This window comes from Ureibacillus sp. FSL K6-0786, from assembly GCF_037965165.1.
GTDB classification, from domain to species: Bacteria; Bacillota; Bacilli; order Bacillales_A; family Planococcaceae; genus Ureibacillus; species Ureibacillus thermosphaericus.
Genome location: NZ_CP150191.1, coordinates 527,093 through 543,920, shown reverse-complemented (window position 1 = coordinate 543,920; position 16,828 = coordinate 527,093). Strand labels below are relative to the sequence as shown.

The following is a 16,828-nucleotide window of genomic DNA, read 5'->3' as shown; positions in this document are numbered from 1 at the left end:
ATGTTCCTTAAGCGACTTGAAGTAGTAGGTTTTAAATCATTCGCGGATCGCATCGGTATCGATTTTGTTCCAGGGGTAACTGCAGTTGTAGGCCCTAATGGTAGTGGAAAGAGCAATGTAACCGATGCGATTCGTTGGGTCTTAGGGGAACAGTCGGCAAAAAGCTTGCGCGGTTCGAAAATGGAAGATGTTATATTTGCTGGAAGCGCATCTCGAAAACCTTTGAACTTTGCTGAAGTTACGTTGATTTTAAACAATGAAGATGAAGAAGTGGGTATTCCCTATTCTGAAATTAGCGTAACTCGACGAGTATATCGTTCGGGTGAAAGCGAATATCTATTGAATAATCAGCAATGCCGCCTGAAAGATATTACGGATTTGTTTATGGATTCAGGATTAGGGAAAGAAGCCTTTTCTATTATCTCTCAAGGCCGAGTTGATGAAATTTTAAATAGTAAACCGGATGATCGCCGAACAATATTTGAAGAAGCAGCTGGAATATTAAAATATAAACTGCGCAAAAAAAAGGCAGAGCAAAAATTATTGGAAACCGATGACAACTTACATCGAGTGTTAGACATTTTACATGAATTGGATAGCCGTTTAGAGCCATTAAAAATCCAGAGTTCTGCAGCAAAAGACTACCTTCACATGACAGAAGAATTGAAAGAATTGGATATGTCACTGATCGTTCATGATTTAGAAGAGCACCATCAAGAACTACTCATTGTCAAGGAAGAGCACGAACAACTGGAACAACAAGAGCAAAATCAAGCATCAGAAATAGCAAATTTACAAACAAAAATGGACGAACTCCGCACAAAAATCCATAACATTGATGAGACGATTGATGCTGCGCAAGAACGACTAGTTGAAGCGAGTGCTGAAGTGGAGCGTTGGGAAGGACGAAAAGCGTTAATGCAGGAAAAACGCTCCAATGCAGAAAAGCAGTTTCAACAATTACAACTTGCCTTAAAAGAAGCAAAAGAAGAAGAAATGGAACTAGCGAAAACTGAGGAAGAAAATAAAAAATTGTTTGATTTGAAAAAAAATGAAATTCAACAACTAAAAGCTGAAATTAAACAACTGGATGTTTCGTTAAATAGTTCTGTTTCTCAAATTGAACAACAAATCGAAGAATATAAAAATTTATATATTGATTTATTGAACGAAGAAGCAACTGCAAAGAATGAGTTAAAACATATTGAGCAGCAATTAGCCCAATATGAAGAAACAGAGGAGCGAATGAACGACCGCTCTGAAGAGATGTTAAAAAAATTAAAACAAGTTTCCAACTTGAAAAATGAACTCGCACAAAAGCTCGAATATATACGAAATAAAGTTAGTGACGTGTTGGAGCAATATGAACAATTACAACGACAACTAAACGCTGCCACTTCCTCATTTGAAGAAAAACAACGAATGCTGTATCAAGCATATCAACATCAGCAACAATTGAAGTCTAGAAAAGAAGCGATTGAGGAACTAGAATCAGACTTTTCTGGTTTCAATTTTGGAGTGAAGGAAATTTTACTTGCAAGAGAACGGGGAGAATTAAAAGGAATTGAAGGAGCCGTTCTAGAGCTGTTAAAAGTGGAAGGTAAGTATTCTAAAGCCATTGAAACCGCTTTAGGAGCAGCAACCCAACACATCGTCACAAATACAGAGCAAGATGCGCAAAAAGCGATCGGCTGGTTAAAAGCAAAAAAAGCTGGACGAGCTACTTTCTTGCCAAAAAACGTCATGAAATCTCGAAAACTATCTACTACACAAATTCAGGAAGCAATGAATCATCCAGCTTATATTCAACTTGCTCATGAATTAGTAGAATTTGATGAACATAACCGGAATATTGTGGAATACTTATTAGGAAATGTTCTTGTTGCTGAAAACTTAGAAGGAGCAAGTCAAATCGCGAGGTTATGTGGCTATAAATATCGTGTTGTTACATTAGATGGAGATATCGTAAATGCTGGCGGTTCATTAACTGGCGGTTCCGTCAAACAACAAAACTCTTTATTTACTAGAAAAGCGGAGTTAGAACAGTTAAAGAAAAATTTATCCCAAATTGAGCAATCCATTTATCAAGCGGAAAAAACGCTGGCAACAGAAAAGGAAACGTTAACAACCTTACGTGAACAAGTGGAATTGTTAAAGGTGCAAAGCGAACAATACCGCCAAGAGGAAATGGAGTTGCATTCGAAATATGTTGAATTAGAATTGGAAGAGAAAAACTTAAAAAATACTGTAAATCTCGCATCTTCTGAAAAATCGTCCGCATCTTCAAGAAGAGAGGCGTTACTTAAACAAAAAAGCCAAACAGAAGAACGACTAGCTGAACTGAATAAAGAATTGCAAAAAGTAAACGACAAAGTTGAGCAATTATCGAAAGCAAAAATTCAAAGCGAAACGGAAAAAGACTTGCTTCGTGAACAGTCAGCTGAAAAACGCTCAGAACTTGCGGTATTGCAAGAACAATTAAATCAACTTCAAATTCAAACGGCGGATATCGCTTTGAAGCGTTCGAAAGTTTTTCAACAAATGGAATCGATTTCTCGAGAAATTGAATGGATTCAAAATGAGCGAGACAATCATTTGACCGATGAAGAAATTGAACAAGCGATTTCTGAGTGGGCTGAAAAGCGTGATCAATATTCGTTCACAATTCAAGAAAATCGTCAATTGCGAATTGAGTACCAACAACAGCTCTCACAATTGGACGAACAGTTCAAGGAATTGCAAAGAATTCATAAAGGTTTTTTAGAACAATTACGTTCAATCGATGTAAAGAAAAGCCGTATCGAATTTGAAATTAATCGATTAACTAATCTATTAGAAGAAGAGTATGAAATTGATTTTGATGAAGCGAAAAATGAAGCTGTTGAACTGGACGATGTAGAGCAGATTCGCAAGAAAGTAAAATTGTTAAAACAGTCAATTGAAGAATTAGGGCCAGTTAATTTAACTGCTATTGAAGAGTATGAGCGGGTGTTAGAACGCCATACATTTTTAACGGAACAACGAAATGACTTAATTGAAGCGCAACAAACGCTTAACGAAACAATTAGAGAAATGGATGAAGAAATGGCGACTCGTTTTAAAGAGTCTTTTGAGAAAATTCAACTACAATTCCGCGAAGTTTTCCGTGAACTTTTCGGTGGCGGTCATGCAGATTTAATTTTATTAGATCCGAACAATTTACTAGAAACAGGAATAGAAATAGTAGCTCAACCTCCAGGGAAAAAATTGCAAAGCTTAAGCTTACTTTCTGGCGGTGAACGAGCATTAACTGCAATCGCCCTATTATTTGCCATTCTGAATTCGCGCCCAGTACCGTTTGTTATTTTAGACGAAGTGGAAGCGGCTCTTGATGAAGCAAATGTAGAGCGTTATAGTACCTATCTAAAAAAATTAAGCCGAGATACACAATTCATTGTGATTACCCATCGAAAAGGAACGATGGAAGGAGCCGATGTATTATACGGGATTACGATGCAAGAATCTGGTGTATCGAAGCTCGTTTCGGTTAAATTGGAAGATGAAGTAGTACTTGTTGGACAAAGGAGCGAATAATATGAGCTTTTTTAAACGTTTGAAGGAAAAATTAAGTGGAAAATCAGAAGAAAAATTACAGCAGGACACGGTTGAGGAAACGGCTGAACAAAACGAAGATGTTCAAAATGAAGCTGATGATGTGGGAGAAACATCAAAAGAAGTAATAGAAGAAAAAAATGAAACGATAGAAACTGAAGAAACTTTTTCTGATGACAGCGAAAAAGCGGAAGAAACTCTTGGTGACGACGTTGAAACGGTTCAACAAGAGGATGAAAAGGAAGAGGAGAAGAAGCCTTCCGCATGGTCGATCACTCAAAAATTTAAAATGGGTCTTGCAAAAACCCGTGATACGTTTACTTCTAAAGTGAACGATTTAATTGCACGTTATCGCAAGGTAGACGAAGAATTCTTTGAAGAATTAGAAGAAATATTATTGCAAGCGGATGTAGGTTTTGAAACAGTTATGGAATTAATGGACGAACTCCGCTTTGAAGTACAACGAAAAAATATAAAAGATACAGATGGCATTTATGAAATTATTTGTGAAAAATTAGTGGAAATTTATGAAAAGGGCGAGGAAGGCATTTCTGAACTTAATTTGCAACCAAATGGTGAGCTAACAGTTATTTTATTTGTGGGTGTAAATGGTGTAGGGAAAACAACGACAATTGGTAAACTTGCTCATCGTTTGAAAAATCAAGGAAAAAAAGTGATGCTTGCTGCTGGTGATACGTTCCGTGCTGGTGCCATAGAACAGCTTCAAGTTTGGGGCGATCGAGTTGGCTGCGAAGTAATTAAACAATCAGAAGGCTCAGATCCCGCTGCGGTAATTTATGATGCTATAAATGCTGCGAAAAAGCGCGGTGTTGATGTGTTGATTTGTGACACAGCTGGCCGTTTGCAAAATAAAGTGAACTTAATGAAGGAACTAGAAAAAGTGCATCGCGTTATTTCTCGTGAAATTCCAAACGCCCCACATGAAGTGTTGCTTGCGTTAGATGCGACAACGGGTCAAAATGCGTTAATTCAAGCTCAAACATTTAAAGAAGCGACAAATGTGACGGGGATTGTATTAACAAAATTGGATGGTACAGCAAAAGGTGGTATTGTCTTAGCAATTCGTAACAAATTAAATATTCCGGTTAAATTCGTTGGTTTAGGTGAAAAAATTGATGACCTACAACCATTTGATGCGGAACGATATGTATACGGATTATTTGCTGATTCATTAGACCAAGAATTGAAAAAAGCTGAACAATAAGAAGAGATATTTGAAAAGGAGCCTGACCAAAAATTTTTGGCCAGGCTCAAATACTTAATGGCGCTAGCAATAACATTTCCGATTCGTGTATATTATCAGTGTTAAAGGGAATTTACTTGACACTTATAAGTAAAACCGATATGATACAGTAGAAAAAATATGAATGGAGAGACATTCGATGTTACTTGAAAAAACGACGCGGATGAATTTTCTCTTCGATTTTTATCAAGCTTTGTTAACGGATAAACAGCGGGCATATATGGAACTATATTATTTAGATGATCTTTCCTTAGGTGAAATTGCAGAAAGCTACAAAGTTTCTCGACAAGCTGTATACGATAATATCCGTCGCACTGAAGCAATGCTTGAAGAATATGAAGAAAAACTAAAGTTATTTGAAAAGTTTCAAAAGCGTCAGCAAACGATTGAAAAGCTAGCCGCTGCAATCAAAGGCAATGCCTCTATTGAAGAACAATTAAAGTTAATAGATCAATTAAAAGAAACGGATTAGGAGGCGAAAAGTTTGGCATTTGAAGGATTATCAGAACGACTCCAAAGCACAATCCAAAAAATTAAAGGCAAGGGAAAAGTTACTGAAGCAGATGTAAAACAAATGATGCGGGAAGTGCGCCTTGCATTGATTGAAGCCGACGTAAATTTAAAAGTTGTAAAAGACTTTGTAAAAAAAGTAAGTGAAAGAGCAGTCGGCGTTGAAGTTATGAAAAGTTTAACACCTGGTCAACAAGTCATTAAGATTGTAAAAGATGAATTGACTGAGTTGATGGGTGGAGAACAGAGTCAAATTAAATTTAATACAAAGCCTCCAACAGTCATTATGATGGTAGGTTTGCAAGGTGCTGGTAAAACTACGACTTCCGGAAAACTTGCAAATGTTTTAAGGAAGAAATACAACCGTAAACCGCTTTTAGTTGCTGCCGATATATATCGTCCAGCAGCTATTAAACAATTAGAAACATTAGGAAAACAACTTTCGATTCCTGTGTTTTCTCTTGGTGCGGATGTTTCTCCTGTGAAAATTGCGGAAGAAGCAATCGAACATGCAAAAAAAGAACATTATGACGTGGTCATTATCGATACAGCTGGTCGATTACATATCGATGAAGAACTGATGGACGAATTAAAAAATATTCGGGCCATTAAAGAACCAGACGAAGTATTTTTAGTTGTTGATGCCATGACCGGACAAGATGCAGTTAATGTTGCTCAAAGTTTCAATGATGCAATTGGCATCTCAGGCGTCATCTTAACAAAATTAGATGGAGATACACGCGGTGGTGCTGCTTTATCGATTCGTGCTGTGACAGAAAAGCCAATAAAATTTGTTGGTATGGGTGAGAAGATGGACGCTTTAGAGCCTTTCCATCCAGAACGTATGGCTTCTCGTATACTAGGGATGGGCGACGTCCTATCGCTAATTGAAAAAGCACAGGCAAATGTGGATTTAGAAAAAGCGAAAGAATTGGAAGAAAAGTTTAAAACGCAAAGCTTTACTTTCGATGATTTTGTAGAACAAATTAAAGCTGTCCGAAAAATGGGACCGTTGGAAGACTTATTAAAAATGCTTCCAGGTGCCAATAAAATAAAAGGTTTAAATAATATTCAAATCGACGAAAAACAAATCGATCGCCTGGAGGCTATTATTTATTCCATGACGCCTGAAGAAAGAGAGCGTCCAGAAATCATCAATGCTAGCCGTAAAAAGAGAATCGCAAACGGTTCTGGTACGTCCATTCAGGATGTCAACCGATTATTAAAACAATTTGAAGATATGAAAAAAATGATGAAGCAAATGACGAGCATGGCACAAGGAAAAGGCAAGAAGAAAATGAAACTTCCTGGATTCGATTCATTATTTAAATTTTAATATAAAAGAAAAAATGAACTGTTAAGAAAAAACACTTTACAAACAAATCAAACACTGATATTATTCTATCTTGTGTGAAACTAATTCGGAGGTGCAATAAACATGGCAGTAAAAATTCGTTTAAAACGTATGGGAGCTAAAAAATCTCCTTTCTATCGTATCGTAGTTGCTGATTCTCGTTCTCCACGTGACGGACGTTCAATTGAAACAGTTGGTACTTACAATCCTCTAACTGTTCCAGCAACAATCAATATCGATGAAGAGAAAGCTCTTAAATGGTTAGCAAATGGTGCGAAACCATCTGATACAGTACGTAACTTGTTCTCACAACAAGGAATTATGGAAAAATTCCACAATTTAAAATTCAATAAAAATGCTTAATTGAAAAGTATCTAGGAGGTGTCCGCATGCAAAAGCTGATTGAAACAATTGTCAAACCACTAGTTGATTATCCCGAAGACGTTCGCGTTGAAAAAGATGAAAATGCTAGTCGCATTGTTTATAAACTTTTTGTCAATCCAGAGGATCGAGGAAAAGTGATTGGTAAACAAGGTCGTGTTGCGAAGGCGATTCGTACTATTGTTTATTCAGCTAGCGGTCACCAAAAGAAAAAAACTTACGTCGATATATTGGACTAATGCAAAAAGGGGCTACTTCAGCCCCTTTTTTATACATATAAAATCTTCCTAGGTTAATCAAACTATATCGTGTACCATGATGAACTGGTTGGAGAAAAGCCAGTTAATTAGAAAACTTCAATTTAAAGAGGTGTCGTTTGATGGAATGGTTAAATGTGGGTCGCATTGTCAATACACACGGCATTCGTGGAGAGGTGCGCGTCATTTCTTCCACAGATTTTGAAGATATTCGTTTCAAAAAAGGATCGCAACTTGCTATTTTTAAAAGTGATAATGCAGAACCAATCTGGGTGACAGTAGAAAATGCCCGGAGACATAAAAACTTTATTTTGTTAACATTTGAAGGATATTATAACATCAATCAAGTAGAACCATTTAAAAACAGTGTATTAAAAATTTCAAAAGACCAATTAAAAGAAGACGAATTAGGCGAAAACGAATATTATTATTTTGAAATCATTGGCTGCCAAGTTTATTCAGAAGAAGGAGAACTCTTAGGGGAAATCACAAATATTTTAGAAACTGGCGCTAACGATGTTTGGGAATTAAAAGACGGAAAAGGGAAAAAACATTATATCCCTTACATTGAAGATGTAGTTAAAGATATTGATGTTGACAATAAACGAATTACCATTCATGTGATGGAAGGATTATTATCATGAAAATACATGTGCTTACCTTATTTCCTGAAATGTTTGATGGTGTGTTCGGTTCATCCATCTTAAAAAAAGCCCAAGAAAAAGGAATCGTCGATATTCAAGTAACCAATATTCGTGATTACAGCGACAACAAACATAAACAGGTAGACGATTATCCTTATGGTGGGGGAGCTGGCATGGTGTTGAAGCCTGAGCCAGTGTTTCATGCGGTTGAATCGATTACTGAAGGCCGTAATCCTCGCGTTATTCTCATGTGTCCACAGGGAGAACGTTTCACTCAGTCGAAAGCGGAAGAATTGGCGGAAGAAGAGGAACTTGTTTTTATTTGTGGACATTACGAAGGATATGATGAACGTATTCGAGAGCATCTTGTAACCGATGAAATATCCATTGGGGATTTTGTATTGACTGGTGGAGAAATACCGGCAATGGCGATTATTGATTCGGTTGTTCGCTTAATTCCTGGAGTATTGGGACAAGAAGCTTCACATATTCATGATTCATTTTCTACAGGGCTGTTAGAACACCCGCATTACACAAGACCCCAAGAATTTAGAGGAATGAAAGTTCCAGATGTGCTATTGTCAGGAAATCATCAAAAAATTGAAGAATGGCGTATGGAACAATCAATCAAGCGCACTTTTGAGCGAAGACCTGACTTATTGAAAAATATTGAACTAACACCAAAACAACTGGAATATCTTGAAACTTTAAAAAGAAAAAATGAAAAATCATGAATATTTTATAAAAATAATCAATATGAATAAACAGTCCCTTTTAGTTGATTATTGATTCGTGATTAGAATTTTCCTTGCACGTTGATTTAAAGTATGATAATATTCAATCTGTGCTTCTATGAGAAGCTTTAATTACGGTGTTCCGCTGTAGTGAATAAGACTATATGAACATTCGGTATAAGGAGAGAATAAACATGTCAAATATTATTGCAGAAATTACAAAAGAACAACTTCGCACAGATCTTCCTGAATTCCGCCCTGGTGATACAGTTCGCGTACACGTTCGTATTCAAGAAGGTAACCGTGAACGTATCCAAGTATTCGAAGGCGTAGTAATTAAACGTCGCGGTGGTGGAATTAGCGAAACATTTACAGTGCGTAAAATTTCTTACGGTGTAGGGGTTGAACGTACTTTCCCTGTTCACACACCAAAAATTGCAAAATTAGAAGTTGTTCGTCGCGGTAAAGTGCGCCGTGCAAAACTTTACTACTTACGTAATTTACGTGGTAAAGCAGCACGTATTAAAGAAATTCGATAATCATTCTACTAAAGGGGGCTTTGTTTTAAAAAGCCTCCTTTCTTTTGCTTGTCATAAAGAATAAGAATGAAATAAAATGTAGATAGTAGATTTGGGGGAATGCTCTCGTGGAAAAAGTAAAAAAAGAAAAAAACGAGATTTGGGAATGGACAAAAGCGTTAATCATTGCTCTCCTCATTGCTGTAGTTATTCGTTACTTTTTATTTACTCCTATTGTGGTAGATGGAGAATCGATGATGCCAACGCTAAAAGATGGCGACAAGATGATCGTCAATAAAATCGGATATCGATTAGGTGAACCAAAGCGGTTTGACATTGTTGTATTCCATGCACCAGAAGGCAAAGACTATATCAAAAGAGTTATTGGATTGCCTGGTGAACATATTGAATATAAAGATGACCAGTTGTATATTAACGGTGAACCCATCGATGAACCATATTTAGATGAATATAAATCACAACTCTCAGAAGGTCAATTAACGCAAGATTTTACCCTCCAAGATATTGATCCAAGCCTTGACGTAATTCCGGAAGGTTATGTATTTGTAATGGGGGATAACCGACGATTCAGCAAGGATAGCCGCCACATCGGAGTCGTCAGTGAAGATGAAATCATTGGCAGTACAAGCGTAGTCTTTTGGCCTTTAAGTGAAATAAAAATTGTGAAATAAAAAAGAGGAGTAGATGAACACTCCTTTTCTTTTTTGACTGAAGGAGGAATAATAATGACAATTCAATGGTTTCCAGGGCATATGGCAAAAGCAAAACGACAAGTTCAAGAACATTTAAAACTTGTTGATATTGTCTTTGAATTAGTTGATGCCCGATTGCCATTATCTTCAAGAAATCCAATGATTGATGAAGTCATTAACCAAAAACCTCGATTGATATTATTAAATAAAGCAGACATGGCTGATGAAACAGAGACGAAAAAATGGGTTGAATATTTTTCAAATAAAGGATTAACGGCAATCGCCATCAACTCCTTTGAAGGGAAAGGACTAAACCAGGTCACAAAAGCTGCTCAACAAATATTAGCAGAAAAATGGGCTCGCATGAAAGCAAAAGGGATGAAACCCCGCGCCATTCGAGCGATGATTGTAGGGATTCCGAACGTAGGAAAATCAACTTTAATCAATCGTCTAGCCAAAAAAAACATAGCCAAGACTGGTAATACTCCGGGGGTCACGAAAGCCCAGCAATGGGTTAAAGTTGGAAAAGAATTAGAATTATTAGATACGCCAGGAATTTTATGGCCAAAATTCGAAGATAAAGAGGTAGGTTTAAAACTGGCTTTAACGGGAGCAATTAAAGATACAATCCTCAATATGGAAGATTTAGCAACTTATGCGTTGAATTTTTTATCTACCCATTATCCTGAGCGAATGAATGAACGCTATGGTATTAGTTCAGTAGATGAAGATATCGTAAAGACTTATGACCATATCGGAAAATTGCGCAATGTATTAGGTCCTGGTGGTACAATTGACTATGATAAAGTATCAGAATTGATTGTACGCGATATTCGCAATTTAGAATTAGGGAAATTAACTTTTGATTTTGTTGATGAAGAATTAAAAAAAGAACTTGTTCACAATTAGATGAAAAAACCATCCAAAAGTCCCATCGAGAAACTTTATGGATGGTTTAATTTTATGCAGGCATTTCAGTCGGAGTTGGTTTCGAAAAGCCCTCTTGATATTTTTCATCAATATATTTTCGAATTTCTTTAATGGATTTTCCATCATTTGAGAGCTTTGCAGATTCAACTGCAATTTCCATACAAACGAGACAGCGAGTTCCATGGTCATCCCACAGAACTTGTTCGTCGCGAATTTCAGCAACGAAGCAATTTAAACTGCTTCGGTGGCCAGCTGATTCTCCACAACCGCAATAACAAGGAATCCATTGCAACACATCGGCATGTTCGAATGCGATTTTGTATACAGTCGTTATGTTTTCATGTTTTTCTTGTAAAAAAGAAGGTAATTCATTAATAGAGGTTAGTTCTTGTAAATCTCCCGACAATGGATTGTGATGAATATGGCTTGTATCACTGTGAACTTCTTGTTGAGTTGTTTCGCCTTTGCAAGCGCTCAGTATAAAAAGAAGAGAGAGCAATATGTATATTTTTTTCATTTCTTTTCCTCCACAGCATATTCCACCCTCATTATAGAATGAATTTATGATAAAGTACAACATGAGTGGAATCACTCTAGTCAATCTTATAAGAAATTCATTTAAGCCGATATAAAATAAAAATATTAGGAGAAAGCAAGTATGAAAACAATTAAGGAAATAACAGAAGCATTAAAAAGTGCGTCTACATATGAGCCATGGATGAAGGAACTTGAATATGACGAAAGAGCGGGAGTAAAAAAAGCTTTTTTACAGTTTAAAAAGAGATTAGAAAATCAGGAGAAAATGCTTGAACAATTTCGTCAAAAGCAAGCATTTGATGCAAGTTTTCTTCCCTTTGAAGATGCCTATTTAGCTGGAATAGATGAGGCGGGAAGAGGTCCTCTAGCTGGACCAGTTGTCACTTGCGCAGTCATTTTACCAAAAGATTGTCCAGAACTTGTTGGAGTGAATGATTCAAAACAACTATCCAAAAAGAAACGCGCAGAATTTGCTGAGTTAATTAAAAAGCATGCTCTTGATTATTCAATACATTTTCAGAGCGCGGAAATCATTGATGAGATGAATATTTTAGAAGCAACAAAACAATCGATGAAAATGTGTGTTGAAAGTTTAAAAATACGCCCAGATTTTTGCATTGTAGATGCAGTTACAGTCCCGATTGATATACCTCAAAAAAATATAATAAAAGGCGATGCGAAAAGTCTTGCGATTGGAGCGGCATCGATATTAGCTAAACACGAACGGGATTTATATATGGAAAAGTTACATAAAGAATATCCTCAATACGGATTTGATCAGCATGCTGGTTATGGCACAAAGCAACATTTAGAAGCAATTGAACAATTTGGGCCAACCATTCATCATCGCAAATCATTTGAACCAATTAAAACAATGCTAGAGAAGAAGGTGATGATATGACAATTCCTTCCTTTCAACCGATTCAACAACAACAAGTGTCCGCACAAATAAATCCTCTTGTGTTGAAACAAGGACAAGTATTCCATGGAAAGATTAAACAATTATATCCAAATCAAATGGCGGAAATCCAAATTGGCGAGCATCGTCTCATAGCAAAGCTGGAAACGCCTTTAAAAGTGGGAGATTCGCATTTTTTCCAAGTGATGAGCACTTCCCCCCAGACGGAGTTAAAAGTGGTTACAGGGCCAATGACGAAGGAATTTGTAAATGTGCAACAATTGATTGAAACATTGCATTTGCCGAAGTCTCCTGAAATGCAGCAACTGTTGACGCATTTCATCAAACATCAGCTTCCTATTGTTAAGGAACAATTATTGCAATCGGACATATGGTTGAAAAATTTACCTGACGGAGTAACAAAGCAAGAAGCATTACAAACATTGCAAAAGATGATGGAATTGAAAATTCCTTTTTCGGAAGTAACATTTAAGGCGCTACTACTCGGTTCGAAAACAAGTGGCATTTCCAATAACCTTGAACAACTTACCCAATTATTGCAACAAAATCACTTAATTTCACCTCAAATAAAAGAAAATTTACTAAATGCGTTGCAGTCCATTGCCAAACCTTTCGAAGCAGAAACAGCGGGAACGATGATTGCACGCTCTGTGCAAATTCTTCTACAAAGTGATGGACAAGAAACAAAGCAACTTGAAGCGTTAAATATTTTAAAAGAAGCAAATATTTTACCAAAAGATGCAACACTTAATAATTGGTTGAACACCGCAACGCTCTCTTCTCGCAATGAAACAGCAGGATTCTTTGTCCGACAGTTGCAATCAAGTTCAACTGTTTCAATTGCTCATACAATTCAACAGATTACCCATTGGATTAAAGGGGAAGTAACGCTTACAGAACAACAGAAAAATACCATTCTTGAATTGCTCAAATCCTTCGAAAACACTAATCATGTTGAACAATTGGCTAAACAACTCCATGTCCAATTGTTAAAAGCCTTTTCAGAACAAGCAGTAAATCGATTATTTTTAAACGAAGATGGAATTTCGCCGAAGGAGCATTTATTGTCACTACTAAAACAGGAAATGACTATAAAGAGCGACATGGAATTTATTCAAATGGCAAAAGCTTTTCAAGCATCTAAAGAGCCATCTACACAAGTTATGATGGCGGAATCTCAAGCAATTTTGGAGTCATCGTTGAACAGTCAAGGGATACAAAAAGCTATTCAACACATATTAATAAGGCTTGGTTTAAGTTATGAAGCTGCACTGAACAAAGGAGAGGATGTTACAAACCTCATCCAATCTATAAAACCCCAATTATTGTCCCTTATTCAAGATGAGAACGCATCTGCAGAATTGAAGAATAGTGCTGAGATGGTGTTAGCCCGATTAAATGGAATGCAACTGCTTTCTGGAGAAACAGGTCATCAACATCAAATAATTATGCAACTTCCATTGCAATTTTTAGGAAAGCACGTAGATGCGACCATTCAATGGAATGGAAGAATGAAAAAAGATGGAAAAATTGATTCCAACTATGCTCGGATTTTATTTTATCTAAATATGGAAGTATTAAAAGAAACGGTGATTGATATGCAGGTGCAGAACCGAATTGTTTCGATTTATGTGTACAATGAACTGGAAGGGTTAGATGTACTAGCTGAGCCGTTAAAAAAAGCTTTAAAAGTGGGCCTTGAAGAAAAAAACTATCATTTATCCGGCGTAATGATTAAACCTTATAAAAAAACTTTGCAAAAAAATCTTGAGAAAAATATTGAAAAATTGAATGACAGAGGGGCAGTACAAAGGGGAGTGGATATTCGCGTATGAATTCGGAAAAAAGAAAAGAAGCAGTTGCCCTTATGTATAATCCTGATGAAAATAGTCCAAAAGTGATTGCGAAAGGTAAAGGGAAAATTGCAGAAAATATCCTGCAAAAAGCGCAAGAATTCGATGTACCTATATATGAAGATCCCAGCCTAGTAGAATTGCTGGGACAACTCGATTTAAACGAGTCGATACCACAGGACTTATATGAAGCAGTGGCAGAAGTATTTGCTTTTATTTATCGATTAGATCGAAAAGTTTCTTCACATTCTTAACATGACTATTGTAGTATTGTAAAAGCAAAAATGCTTATTTTACGCGAAGTAGAAAAATATGTCGAAAATTAAGAAAAATACGAAAAAAATGCGAACATAGACAATGGGTTACTGTTTGATTAAAATAGTATTGGTAACAAACTATTTCCCAAATTGGTGAATTGGAGGATGGCAAATGAATATCCATGAATATCAAGGTAAGGAAATTCTTAGGAATTATGGTGTAGCAGTTCCAAACGGAAAAGTTGCTTTTTCACCGGATGAAGCAGTTAAAGTTGCAAAAGAACTTGGATCAAATATCACAGTGGTGAAGGCTCAAATCCATGCTGGTGGACGTGGGAAAGCCGGCGGGGTAAAAGTAGCCAAAAATTTGGATGAAGTTCGTGCATATGCGAAGGATTTATTAGGAAAAATTTTAGTTACGCATCAAACAGGTCCACAAGGTAAGGAAGTAAAACGCCTTTATATTGAAGAAGGTTGCGAAATTAAAAAAGAGTACTATATCAGTTTTATTTTGGATAGATCCACTTCGCGCATTACTGTTATGGGTTCAGCAGAAGGTGGAATGGAGATTGAAGAAGTAGCAGAAAAATCACCTGAAAAAATCTTTAAAGAAGTAATTGATCCGATAACAGGATTATTACCATTCCAAGCAAGAAGATTAGCATTTAATATGGAAATTCCACCAAAGTTAGTAAATCAAGCTGCTAAACTCATGATTGGATTATACACTGCTTTTGTGGAAAAAGATGCTTCTATTCTTGAAATCAATCCACTTGTGCTAACAGAAGACGATAAAATTATGGCGTTAGATGCGAAATTTAACTTTGATGCAAATGCTCTTTATCGCCATCCTGATATCGTTGAATTACGTGACTTTGATGAAGAAGATCCAAAAGAAATTCAAGCATCAAAGTACGATTTAAACTATGTATCATTAGACGGAAATATCGGATGTCTTGTTAATGGTGCAGGTCTTGCGATGGCAACAATGGATACAATCAGCTATTATGGAGGCTCTCCAGCCAACTTCTTAGACGTTGGTGGCGGTGCAAATACGGAAAAAGTAACAGAAGCGTTTAAAATTATTCTTTCTGATCCGAACGTAAAAGGTATTTTTGTAAATATTTTCGGAGGCATTATGAAATGTGATGTCATCGCTGAAGGTGTAGTAGCAGCAGCGAAGCAAATTGGTTTAAATGTTCCGTTAGTTGTTCGTTTAGAAGGAACAAACTCTGCTCTTGGTAAAGAAATACTAAATAAATCTGGATTAAATATTATCGGAACGACTTCAATGGCTGAAGGTGCACAAAAAATTATAGAACTCGTAAGGTAAGAAAGGCTGGGGAGAACAATGGCGATTTATGTAAATAAAGATACGAAAGTAATTGTTCAAGGTATTACTGGTGAAACAGCTTTATTCCATACAAAACAAATGTTGGAGTACGGTACAAAAATCGTAGCAGGGGTAACACCTGGTAAAGGTGGACAAGTAATCGAAGGAGTACCTGTATTTAATACGGTAGCTGAGGCAAAAGCAGCTACAGGAGCGAATGCTTCTGTTATTTTCGTACCGGCGCCATTTGCTGCTGATGCGATTATGGAAGCGGTAGAAGCTGAATTAGAATTTACATGCTGTATTACGGAACATATTCCAGTATTAGACATGGTGAAAGTTAAGCGTTTTATGGAAGGGAAGAAAACGCGCTTACTAGGTCCAAACTGCCCTGGACTCGTGACAGCTGAAGAATGTAAAATCGGTATTATGCCTGGATATATTTTGAAAAAAGGTCATGTTGGTTTAGTATCCCGCTCTGGTACTTTAACATATGAAGCAGTACTTCAATTATCAGATGCTGGTATTGGCCAAACAACTGCTGTGGGAATTGGCGGTGACCCAGTTAACGGTACAAACTTTGTAGATGTATTAAAAGAATTCAATGAAGATCCGGAAACATACGCAGTTGTGATGATTGGTGAAATTGGTGGTACAGCTGAAGAAGAAGCAGCAGCATGGATTAAAGAAAATATGAAAAAACCGGTTGTAGGATTTATCGCAGGTCAAACAGCACCTCCAGGAAAACGAATGGGACATGCTGGTGCGATTATTTCTGGCGGTAAAGGTACAGCAGCGGAAAAAGTTAAGGCGATGAATGATGCGGGAATTGAAATCGCTCCAACACCGTCTGTAATTGGTGAAACATTAATTAAAGTATTAAAAGAAAAAGGGCTATACGAAAAATGTAAAACCCATTAATATAAAGAGTGTAGCGCATCTATTTGCGTTACACTTTTTCATTTCTTTATTTTATAATATTTTTTGGACAATTCTTTGTGCGGTCACGAAAAGGATATGTTCTACTATAGGA

Annotated in this window: 17 protein-coding genes; 16 read left to right on the top strand and 1 reads right to left on the bottom strand. The window is 36.7% G+C overall.

Going from position 1 to position 16,828, the window contains the following annotated elements:
- The 11 genes from smc (at position 1) to ylqF (ending at position 10,875) form a co-directional block, all read left to right on the top strand.
- Positions 1 to 3,573: a chromosome segregation protein SMC gene (gene smc / locus NSQ18_RS02725; RefSeq protein ID WP_016837446.1), complete on the top strand. Its 3,573-nt coding sequence runs from the start codon at positions 1 to 3 to the stop codon at positions 3,571 to 3,573.
- Position 3,574: 1 nt separating this feature from the next.
- A complete protein-coding gene (ftsY, locus tag NSQ18_RS02720) occupies positions 3,575 to 4,816 on the top strand; it encodes a signal recognition particle-docking protein FtsY (protein ID WP_016837445.1) in 1,242 nt (413 codons plus the stop codon).
- Positions 4,817 to 4,994: 178 nt separating this feature from the next.
- Positions 4,995 to 5,327 (top strand): putative DNA-binding protein, encoded by a 333-nt coding sequence (locus NSQ18_RS02715; protein WP_016837444.1) that lies wholly within the window; start codon positions 4,995 to 4,997, stop codon positions 5,325 to 5,327.
- 12 nt (positions 5,328 to 5,339) lie between these two features.
- Positions 5,340 to 6,701 carry a signal recognition particle protein gene (gene ffh, locus NSQ18_RS02710; protein WP_016837443.1) on the top strand — a complete coding sequence of 454 codons (1,362 nt, stop codon included), beginning with the start codon at positions 5,340 to 5,342 and terminating at the stop codon, positions 6,699 to 6,701.
- A gap of 102 nt (positions 6,702 to 6,803) precedes the next feature.
- Positions 6,804 to 7,082: a 30S ribosomal protein S16 gene (gene rpsP / locus NSQ18_RS02705; RefSeq protein ID WP_016837442.1), complete on the top strand. Its 279-nt coding sequence runs from the start codon at positions 6,804 to 6,806 to the stop codon at positions 7,080 to 7,082.
- Positions 7,083 to 7,108: 26 nt separating this feature from the next.
- Positions 7,109 to 7,339, top strand: a complete 231-nt coding sequence (locus tag NSQ18_RS02700) for a KH domain-containing protein (protein WP_016837441.1) — start codon at positions 7,109 to 7,111, stop codon at positions 7,337 to 7,339.
- Positions 7,340 to 7,479: 140 nt separating this feature from the next.
- Positions 7,480 to 8,001 carry a ribosome maturation factor RimM gene (gene rimM, locus NSQ18_RS02695; protein WP_016837440.1) on the top strand — a complete coding sequence of 174 codons (522 nt, stop codon included), beginning with the start codon at positions 7,480 to 7,482 and terminating at the stop codon, positions 7,999 to 8,001.
- The gene (gene trmD / locus NSQ18_RS02690; protein ID WP_016837439.1) at positions 7,998 to 8,735 is read left to right on the top strand and encodes a tRNA (guanosine(37)-N1)-methyltransferase TrmD; all 738 of its coding nucleotides are present in this window, start codon (positions 7,998 to 8,000) and stop codon (positions 8,733 to 8,735) included. Before rimM ends, trmD begins: the two co-directional genes overlap by 4 nt.
- Before the next feature lie 194 nt (positions 8,736 to 8,929).
- Entirely contained in the window at positions 8,930 to 9,274 is a 345-nt protein-coding gene (gene rplS / locus NSQ18_RS02685; protein WP_016837438.1) for a 50S ribosomal protein L19, read from the top strand.
- 107 nt (positions 9,275 to 9,381) lie between these two features.
- Entirely contained in the window at positions 9,382 to 9,945 is a 564-nt protein-coding gene (lepB, locus tag NSQ18_RS02680; RefSeq protein WP_016837437.1) for a signal peptidase I, read from the top strand.
- Positions 9,946 to 9,999: 54 nt separating this feature from the next.
- Positions 10,000 to 10,875 (top strand): ribosome biogenesis GTPase YlqF, encoded by an 876-nt coding sequence (ylqF, locus tag NSQ18_RS02675; RefSeq protein ID WP_016837436.1) that lies wholly within the window; start codon positions 10,000 to 10,002, stop codon positions 10,873 to 10,875.
- A gap of 52 nt (positions 10,876 to 10,927) precedes the next feature.
- Here the strand turns inward: ylqF and NSQ18_RS02670 are convergent, their stop codons facing one another.
- Positions 10,928 to 11,413: a PCYCGC motif-containing (lipo)protein gene (locus NSQ18_RS02670; RefSeq protein ID WP_016837435.1), complete on the bottom strand. Its 486-nt coding sequence runs from the start codon at positions 11,411 to 11,413 to the stop codon at positions 10,928 to 10,930.
- A gap of 141 nt (positions 11,414 to 11,554) precedes the next feature.
- Here NSQ18_RS02670 and NSQ18_RS02665 point away from each other — a divergent pair, with 141 nt between their 5' ends.
- The 5 genes from NSQ18_RS02665 to sucD all read left to right on the top strand — a co-directional run bounded on the left by NSQ18_RS02665 (position 11,555) and on the right by sucD (position 16,716).
- Positions 11,555 to 12,334 carry a ribonuclease HII gene (locus NSQ18_RS02665; protein ID WP_016837434.1) on the top strand — a complete coding sequence of 260 codons (780 nt, stop codon included), beginning with the start codon at positions 11,555 to 11,557 and terminating at the stop codon, positions 12,332 to 12,334.
- Positions 12,331 to 14,187, top strand: a complete 1,857-nt coding sequence (locus NSQ18_RS02660) for a hypothetical protein (protein ID WP_339288879.1) — start codon at positions 12,331 to 12,333, stop codon at positions 14,185 to 14,187. The genes NSQ18_RS02665 and NSQ18_RS02660 overlap by 4 nt, the downstream gene beginning before the upstream one ends.
- Positions 14,184 to 14,459 carry an EscU/YscU/HrcU family type III secretion system export apparatus switch protein gene (locus NSQ18_RS02655; RefSeq protein WP_016837431.1) on the top strand — a complete coding sequence of 92 codons (276 nt, stop codon included), beginning with the start codon at positions 14,184 to 14,186 and terminating at the stop codon, positions 14,457 to 14,459. Before NSQ18_RS02660 ends, NSQ18_RS02655 begins: the two co-directional genes overlap by 4 nt.
- A gap of 175 nt (positions 14,460 to 14,634) precedes the next feature.
- Positions 14,635 to 15,795, top strand: a complete 1,161-nt coding sequence (gene sucC / locus NSQ18_RS02650; protein ID WP_339288877.1) for an ADP-forming succinate--CoA ligase subunit beta — start codon at positions 14,635 to 14,637, stop codon at positions 15,793 to 15,795.
- 18 nt (positions 15,796 to 15,813) lie between these two features.
- Complete coding sequence (gene sucD / locus NSQ18_RS02645) at positions 15,814 to 16,716, top strand: succinate--CoA ligase subunit alpha (RefSeq protein WP_016837427.1); 903 nt, start codon at positions 15,814 to 15,816, stop codon at positions 16,714 to 16,716.
- Positions 16,717 to 16,828: the final 112 nt, after the last annotated feature.